This is a genomic window from Argonema antarcticum A004/B2, from assembly GCF_023333585.1.
Classification (GTDB): domain Bacteria; phylum Cyanobacteriota; class Cyanobacteriia; order Cyanobacteriales; family Aerosakkonemataceae; genus Argonema; species Argonema antarcticum.
In genome coordinates this window covers 1-8,424 of record NZ_JAIQZN010000167.1, presented here as the reverse complement: position 1 = coordinate 8,424, position 8,424 = coordinate 1, and the positions used below count along the sequence as shown (strand labels likewise).

Here is an 8,424-nt window from a genome sequence, read left to right as displayed (position 1 = left end):
ATCTTTTTACTTTCATCTCTTGGATATAGGAGTTTAGACTAACCGCGCTTAAAAGCGCGGTTAGTCTAAACTCCAGTGCGTTAACGCACCCTACAAAAGCTGGAGATTACCAAGCGATATACAGCAGCTTTCAGGTGAGTGCGGTTCTCAGAAACCGGGTTTCTTGAAGAAACCCGGTTTCTGGGGTGTACATCATCCAAGCGCAAGCCGATATAATTGAGAAAGTTAGAGACATTATTGGGAGGCAGTCATGTTCGATCGCATTACCTTCGATCCGCAAATTATGGGAGGACGCGCTTGCATTCGCGGAATGCGGATTACCGTTTCTTTGGTAATCAGTTTGGTAGCAAATAGGATGAGTGTAGAGGAAATTCTAGAGGCTTATCCTTATCTAGAAGCGGAAGATATCAGCGCCTGCCTTGAGTATGCTGCTTTCTTGGCAAGTGAGGAAGTTCGTCCATTTAGCGGGAGTACAGTGTGAAATTTCTGGCAGATATGGGTGTTTCTCCTTTAACTGTTCAAGCACTGCGTCAACAGGGATATAATGCAGTACACCTAAATGAACAGGGACTAGATCGGTTGCCAGATCCAGATATTTTGGAAAAGGCGAGACAAGAGGATAGGATCGTTTTAACATTTGACTTAGACTTTGGCGATTTATTGGCTGTGAGTGCTGATGTTGCGCCAAGTGTAGTGATTTTTCGATTAAAAAATACTGTCCCAGGATTTGTTAGTGCAAGACTGCTGTTAGTTATTTCAGAGTGTGGTGAGGATTTGGCAACTGGGGCAATTGTGACAGTAGAAAATAATCGCTATCGAGTGAGACGACTTCCAATTTAGCTTTTGATATGGTAAATGGGTAATGGGTAATTTCAAACTTTATATTTGAGATTTAAAATCTGAAATTACCCAGTACCTACTACCCTAGAAATAGTCTTGAATCGCTTTTACATCCAGCGGTGCAGATTGCAAACGTGCGATCGCAGCAGCAGTAGCTTTGGCCCCGGCGATTGTGGTAATCACGGGCACTTTATAAGCTAAGGCAGTACGCCGCAACAACCGCGCATCAGTTGCTGCTTCTTCTCCAGAAGGAGTATTCAGAACGAGCTGAATCTTCTGATTTTTAATCGCGTCTACAATATGAGGACGCCCTTCGTGTACCTTCAGCACCAAACCGATCTTTTTCAAGCCATTTTCTTGCAAGACGCGACGAGTGCCATCGGTTGCGACAATATCAAAGCCTAATTCCATCAGTTCTTTTACTGCTGGAACTATAGCTATTTTATCGCGATCGCTCATCGATACAAACACCGTTCCCGACAACGGTAACCGCACTCCCGCCGCCAATTCTGCCTTGGCAAACGCCTTGCCGAAATCCGTATCAATGCCCATCACTTCCCCAGTCGATCGCATTTCTGGGCCTAGTAAAGTATCCGTACCGGGGAATTTATCAAAGGGCAACACCGCTTCTTTCACGGCAATGTGATTGGGTATAATTTCTTGAGTTAAACCCAACTCCACCAAGGTTTTACCTGACATAATTAAAGAAGCCAGCTTCGCCAACGGCTTGCCAATTGCCTTCGATACGAATGGCACCGTGCGCGACGCCCTGGGATTTGCCTCTAAAATGTAAACCTGCGGTGCATAGCCATAAGCCCCAGAAACGGCATACTGAATATTCATCAAACCAATGACATTGAGGGCTTTTGCTAACCGGATTGTTTGCTCGCGAATGGTTTGCAGAATCGCCGGAGATAGAGAAGTTGTTGGCAGGGTGCAAGCGGAATCACCAGAGTGAATTCCCGCTTGTTCGATGTGTTCCATGATACCGCCAATCACAACATTTCCGGTACTATCGGCGATCGCATCCACATCGACTTCAACGGCATTTTCCAAGAACTTATCAATTAGCACAGGTTTTTCCGGTTCAACCTGCACCGCCATCGTCATGTAACGTTCCAAATCCTTATCCGAGTAGACGATTTCCATTGCGCGTCCGCCCAAAACGTAGCTAGGACGAACAACTACCGGATAACCAATTCGCCGTGCAATAGTCAGCGCTTCCTGTTCAGAACGAGCAATTCCATTTGCTGCTGTCAGCAAATGCAGTTTTTGGACAATTTCATCAAACCGTTCTCGGTCTTCGGCAATGTCGATCGAATCGGGAGATGTTCCCCAAATCTTCGTGCCGAGTTCTGGATGATTGAGGAGTGCTTCTTGTAGTGGAAGTGCCAATTTCAAAGGCGTTTGACCGCCAAACTGGATAATAATTCCGATTGGTTTTTCCGTTTCGATGATATTGAGAACATCTTCTTTAGTAAGAGGTTCAAAATAGAGGCGATCGCTCGTATCGTAATCCGTCGAAACCGTCTCAGGATTAGAATTAACCATGATCGTCTCAAATCCCGCACCATGCAACGCATAGGCAGCGTGACAGCAGCAATAGTCAAACTCAATACCTTGCCCGATGCGATTTGGCCCACCACCCAAAATCATCACTTTTTGTTTATCGGATGGCAACACTTCCGATTCACCTTGCAACGGGTAATTGAGAGATACTGAATTTTCAGCATCTTCCCCACAACCCATTTCATAAGTGGAATAGTGATAAGGAGTAAACGCCTCAAATTCCGCCGCACAGGTATCTACAGTTTTGTAAATAGGCAGAACGCCCAAGCGCTGGCGGTACGATCGCACATCGTCTTCTTTGGTTTTGGTGGCAAAGGCAATTTGGCGATCGCTAAATCCCTGTTGCTTAATCGCAAACAACTCTTCTTTTTTCAGTTGTTCCAAAGGAGTGCGTTTCAGGAATTTCTCGGTTTCCAACAATTCCTTCATCTTATCTAAAAACCAAGGGTCAATTCCCGTCAGTTCATAAATATCTTCTACCGACATTCCCATCTGCATCGCGTGACGCACAGTGAAAATCCGTTCTGGATTCGGCGTCCGCAACTGGGCGCGGATTTGTTCCAAAGAAGCCAATTTTTCGGTTTTGTCGCAACCCCAACCAGCGCGACCCGTTTCCAAACTTCGCAACGCCTTCTGGAACGACTCGCAGAACGTCCGTCCGATCGCCATTGCTTCTCCCACCGATTTCATTTGCGTTGTCAGTATCGCTGGCGTTCCCGGAAACTTTTCAAACGCAAAGCGGGGGATTTTCGTTACCACATAGTCAATCGTCGGCTCAAACGATGCCGGAGTCTTTTTGGTAATATCATTATTAATTTCATCCAGCGTGTAACCCACCGCCAATTTAGCCGCAAATTTGGCAATGGGGAACCCAGTAGCTTTGGAAGCTAATGCCGATGAACGAGATACGCGGGGGTTCATTTCAATCACAATCATGTCGCCGTTCACCGGATTGACGGCAAACTGGATATTAGATCCGCCAGTTTCTACGCCAATTTCGCGGATAATCTTGATGGAGGCATCTCGCAGCCGTTGGTATTCCTTGTCGGTTAGAGTTTGAGCCGGTGCTACGGTGATGGAGTCGCCGGTGTGGATGCCCATCGGATCGAGGTTTTCGATCGAACAGATAATCACTACGTTATCTGCCAGATCTCGCATCACCTCTAATTCATATTCTTTCCAGCCTAACAGCGACTGTTCGATCAAAATTTGGGAAACCGGACTGGCATCTATGCCTACCTGGGCCATTTCTTCAAATTCTTCTTGGTTGTAGGCGATCCCACCACCTGACCCTCCCATCGTAAAAGCTGGTCGAATAATTAGAGGATAGCTGCCAATTTGGTGACCGATCGTCTTAGCTTCGTTTACATTGGAGGCGATGCCAGACGGACAGACACCTACCCCAATTTTTTCCATCGCTTGTTTGAACAGCTGTCGGTCTTCTGCTTTTTCGATCGCTTCCAGTTTAGCTCCAATCAATTCGACGCCGTACCGTTCCAAGACACCGTTTTTTGATAAGGCTACGGCTAAATTTAGCGCCGTTTGCCCGCCCATCGTCGGCAGCAGGGCGTCGGGACGCTCTTTGGCAATCACTTTTTCCACCATTTCCGGCGTCAGCGGCTCAATGTAGGTACGATCTGCCGTTTCTGGATCGGTCATGATGGTGGCTGGGTTGGAGTTAACCAGAACCACCTCGTAGCCTTCACTGCGTAGGGCTTTGCAAGCCTGAGTGCCGGAATAGTCGAATTCGCAGGCTTGGCCGATTACAATTGGGCCAGAACCCAATAGCAGGATTTTGTGGAGGTCGTTACGACGAGGCATAATGGTTGCTTTGGAGTAAGGGTGTGCAAATCCAAACCATTTTAAGGGGTTTCCTCCAGGTAGAAGCGGTTGTTTGACTACACTTTTCTAAGGTTCGATGACAATATGGCAATAATTGGTCATTGTCAGAAGGGGCTAGGGGCTAGGGGCGAGCGTTGAGGGAAGAGAGAAGAGGGGGAAGATTGCAAAATCCCACTCCTCCACTCCTCCACTCTCCCACTCTCCCACTCTCCTACTCCCCCGCTTCCCCTAGCCCCCAATCCCTTCTTGACTTTTGACTTTTGACTTTTGACTTTTGACTTTTCTTGACCCTAGCCCTATGCTAAACCTCGACGGCTTTATCCCAAACGAGATGATGCTTGCACAGCAACATCCTTTAGCTGAGAATCTGACGCAACTGCTTCCTGATGCCGAAGTAGTATCTACTAAGGAGATCTGGGAAATCCAGTTGCGCGATCGCATTCCCGGTATCCTAAAACGGCTGATTCCCCTCAATCCCCTTATGTCTTGGGAATACTGGTGGTGCGTTCCCGGCAGGATACTATTGCCTGAAGATGTCGAAGTTTTGCAAAGCGATCGGCCCAGACTTGAAGCTATCTTAGGCAAACTCGTTTGGCTGCTGGGCGGACACTGCTTTGGAGAGAATACTCGCTGGGATGGGGATTCGTCGCCGGTTTATGATTGGCAGCAGGTGCTAGCATTTGTGGAAGCCTGCGGAATAAAAGCCGACTTGCTGGATATCGATTTTCTGCCAACTGCGATCGAACCCACTCCCAACCTCTCACGCAACAACCGCAAAAGTACAGAAAAACCCCAAGAATATGTTGCCGTTGAACCAGCCCACTGGCACATTGAATTTTTCCAAATTCAACCCATAGAGGGAGGTTTTGAACTCGCTCTGCCCAAAAAATTATGCAGCTGCCAAATCTGGACTGGCAGACCTTTCATCAAAAACTTGCAAACAGGAGAAACTTTGACGCGCTATGACTTATGGGTTTCCAGCCCACACGATTTTAGTACGCCCTCTTGGTTTAAGTCATTGACCAGTACTTAACTCAGAAATACTATCATAGATGTTTCTTGCCTTCACGATTTCAAACCAAGGATAATTATTGCTACAGACTTGGCTTTTGGAGAACTAATTATGACAGCAGACACGGCAACAAGACCAAAAACTTTGGGCGACTTTGCTCATTTAGCAATTGAGAAACACTTTCACAAAACGATCAAGCACGAAGCCGATGTTCTCAAAGACAAAGATCCCGAAGCCTTGCACCAAATGCGCGTCGGTATGCGTCGCCTGCGGACAGCCGTAACGGGTTTTGCACCCGCTTTAGATCTGCCCAAATACGCTCAAGAAAAACATATTGCCAAGATTGCTCGCATTCTGGGAACGCTGCGAGATTTAGACGTTCTTGAGGAAGCACTCAAAAGTCATTACCAACCTGCTTTACCCAAGTCCGAACAGAAAGTTGTCGATACTGCTTTGAAGTATCTGGATCAACAGCGTCAACAGGCTTTTAACAAAGTTAAAACAACTCTAGAAAAGTCGCGCTATCAGGATCTAAAGCAGGCTTTGACAGAGTGGCTGAAACAACCTTCTTATCAACAGCAGGCTGATTTACCTATTCAGTCGGTCATACCGGATTTACTGTTACCTCAAGTAAGTCAGTTGTTGCTGCACCCAGGTTGGTTGGTGGGCGTTCCCAGGCAGATCCATGAAAGGAGGGCTGAAAATGGAGAACTTCAGCTGCTCAGAAATATGAGTCATGAAGCCGTAGAACAAGAATTAGCACTGCATGGAAATGTTCTGCACTGCCTCCGCAAACAAAGCAAGCGCGTGCGCTACCAAATGGAGTTATTTACTAACTTTTATGGAGCGACTTATAACGCTTATTTAGAAGACATAAAGGCAATTCAAGGTATATTGGGAGAAATTCAAGATAGCGTTGTTTTAGCAGATTTTCTTGCCAAAGCTTTGGATTTAAAAGCAGATAAATTACCTCCCAATCTGTCTGAAAAGTTGGCAGAAAGTCGTTATCAAGCTTGGCAGCAATGGCAATCATTCCAAATCCGATATTTAAATCTTCAAATCAGACACTCTTTCCGCTCAGAACTCCTGCGACCCAAAGAACTGTATGACAATGGGCAATATGATAATCCGATCGAATCTACTAATGGAACAGTAAAAACAAAAGAAGTTAAAAAAAGCTGATTTTACCTTTTTTGCATCTTTCGGAGTTGCTATGCTTTTGTTCAATTAAGAACATTTTTATTTCTTTTCTCCTCTGCTCCTCTTACCCCCTCCCCTCTGCTCAAATAGCATAGTAATATCATGTCCGGTTGCATCGGTAGCGTAAGCGTGATGCGCGAAATTGTCTGTTTTCATCGAGGGTTAAATTTTTACCACAGATGAAGACGGATGAACACAGATGAACACAGATAAGAGAGTTATTTTTTTTAGACAACCGATGCCACCGGACATGATATAATACGGAAAAGCCGTTTCGTTTGTTTACATGGCTTCCAGGCGTTGGCGTAGTTTGCTGCTTAGAGCATCAATTAACGTTACAACTACTAAGAGTACAAGCATCATTGTTGTTGCTTTTGTGTACTCAAAACCTCTTATATAGTTGACCAACTCAAAACCAATGCCTCCTGCACCCACTACTCCCAGTACTGACGCGGCGCGAATGTTGTACTCAAACATATATAAGGTGTAACCCAATCCCAATGGCAATACTTGTGGCAGGATGCCGTATTGGGCAATTTGCAACCAAGATGCGCCACAAACTTGCAGCGATTCGATCGATCGCGGATCTACCGATTCAATGGCTTCTTGATAAAATTTTCCCAGATATCCTATTGTATATATCCCTAAAGCCAAGGTTCCGGCAGGTGCGCCCAGTCCAGTTGCCGCAACAAATAATAATCCTAACACAATTGAGGGAACGGAGCGCACTGTATTTTGAAGTAAATTAGCTAATAGTTGCAGCCAACGAGGAGCTAAATTGCGGGCGGAAAAAACTGCGATCGGCAATGAAAGAATTGCTCCGATTGTAGTTCCCCACATAGACATTTGGATTGTCTCAATTAGTCTCAATATCGCTATATCTAATATTTCTAAATTAGGAGGCCACAACCGCGAGATAAAATCGGTTACATAAGGCCAACTATTCTTAAGTAGTTCAAAATCAACTTTTAAACCTTGCAATGCCCAGCCATAAGCTAAAATTACACCACACAAAATTAGTAGGCGACTAACCCAGGTATACTGCTTCCAGAAGCTAGAAAAGTGTTTCATTGGTATAGAGATGACAAAAGACTGGTCGATGCCAAAGATAAAATTTTTTAACGCAGGTTTCTTTGCATTTAAACTTCCACAATCTTATGGTTTAATTGGGTAAATTGGGATTGTAGGTTGTGGCAGGCTCCATCATAGACGATCCGACCGGCATCAAGGACGATCGCACGTTCTGCATAAGCAGATGCTAGGCTCAAATCGTGCAAAACCACTACGATTGTCATGCCTTTTTGGCCGTGGAGATCGGATAAAATATCCATCACTTGTTTGGCTGCCATTATATCTAATCCGGTGATGGGTTCGTCTGCGAGGAGGATTTGCGGATTTTGAATCAAAGCGCGTGCGATCGCAACTCGTTGTTGTTGACCGCCGCTCAGTTGTCCCGTTTTCTGATAAGCTTGGTCTTTCAACCCGAACTGAGCTAGCAAATCGATCGCCAAACGGCGATCGCGCTTTGGAAACCCCCCCAGCGTTTGCCAAGCTTGTAACGTTCCCAAGCGTCCGCACAGCACATTTTCAATTGCAGGTAGCTGACGAATCAGCCCTCCTCCCTGAAATAACATCCCGACCTCGCGCTTAGAACCCCGGTGCTGAGTATGCGCCTCACCGTTAATGCTAATCATTCCTCTATGCAAGGGCACTAAGCCAACCATTGCGCGTAACAAAGTTGACTTACCCGCACCATTGAGTCCAAGCAATGCGACAAACTCGCCAGAGTTAATCTTGCAGCTGATACCGTTGAGAATCGGACGCCTGAGAGAAGCGCTATAGGGCGTCTCTAGGTTTTCACATTCAATTGTCATTAGGTCATTAGGTCAGTTGTCAGTTGTCAGTTGTCAGTTGTCAGTTGTCAGTTGTCAGTTGTCAGTTGTCAGTTGTCAGTTGTCAGT

7 protein-coding genes are annotated in these 8,424 nt (G+C 45.9%); 4 read left to right on the top strand and 3 right to left on the bottom strand.

Features of this window, described 5'->3' with window-relative positions:
- Positions 1-250 precede the first annotated feature (250 nt).
- Together LAY57_RS34145 and LAY57_RS34140 are read left to right on the top strand one after the other, a co-directional pair.
- Positions 251-481, top strand: coding sequence for a DUF433 domain-containing protein (locus LAY57_RS34145; RefSeq protein ID WP_249071684.1), 231 nt, complete (start codon positions 251-253; stop codon positions 479-481).
- Complete coding sequence (locus LAY57_RS34140; RefSeq protein WP_249071683.1) at positions 478-840, top strand: DUF5615 family PIN-like protein; 363 nt, start codon at positions 478-480, stop codon at positions 838-840. The genes LAY57_RS34145 and LAY57_RS34140 overlap by 4 nt, the downstream gene beginning before the upstream one ends.
- 84 nt (positions 841-924) lie before the next feature.
- Here the strand turns inward: LAY57_RS34140 and carB are convergent, their stop codons facing one another.
- Positions 925-4,230 (bottom strand): carbamoyl-phosphate synthase large subunit, encoded by a 3,306-nt coding sequence (carB, locus tag LAY57_RS34135; protein ID WP_249071682.1) that lies wholly within the window; start codon positions 4,228-4,230, stop codon positions 925-927.
- A gap of 319 nt (positions 4,231-4,549) precedes the next feature.
- Here carB and LAY57_RS34130 point away from each other — a divergent pair, with 319 nt between their 5' ends.
- A complete protein-coding gene (locus LAY57_RS34130; RefSeq protein ID WP_249071680.1) occupies positions 4,550-5,284 on the top strand; it encodes a hypothetical protein in 735 nt (244 codons plus the stop codon).
- Positions 5,285-5,374: 90 nt separating this feature from the next.
- A complete protein-coding gene (locus tag LAY57_RS34125) occupies positions 5,375-6,445 on the top strand; it encodes a CHAD domain-containing protein (protein ID WP_249071679.1) in 1,071 nt (356 codons plus the stop codon).
- A gap of 300 nt (positions 6,446-6,745) precedes the next feature.
- On the opposite strand, the gene phnE is transcribed toward LAY57_RS34125, so the two are convergent.
- Together phnE and LAY57_RS34115 are read right to left on the bottom strand one after the other, a co-directional pair.
- Positions 6,746-7,534: a phosphonate ABC transporter, permease protein PhnE gene (phnE, locus tag LAY57_RS34120; RefSeq protein WP_249071678.1), complete on the bottom strand. Its 789-nt coding sequence runs from the start codon at positions 7,532-7,534 to the stop codon at positions 6,746-6,748.
- A gap of 68 nt (positions 7,535-7,602) precedes the next feature.
- Positions 7,603-8,337 (bottom strand): phosphonate ABC transporter ATP-binding protein, encoded by a 735-nt coding sequence (locus tag LAY57_RS34115; protein WP_249071676.1) that lies wholly within the window; start codon positions 8,335-8,337, stop codon positions 7,603-7,605.
- Between the last annotated feature and the right edge of the window lie 87 nt (positions 8,338-8,424).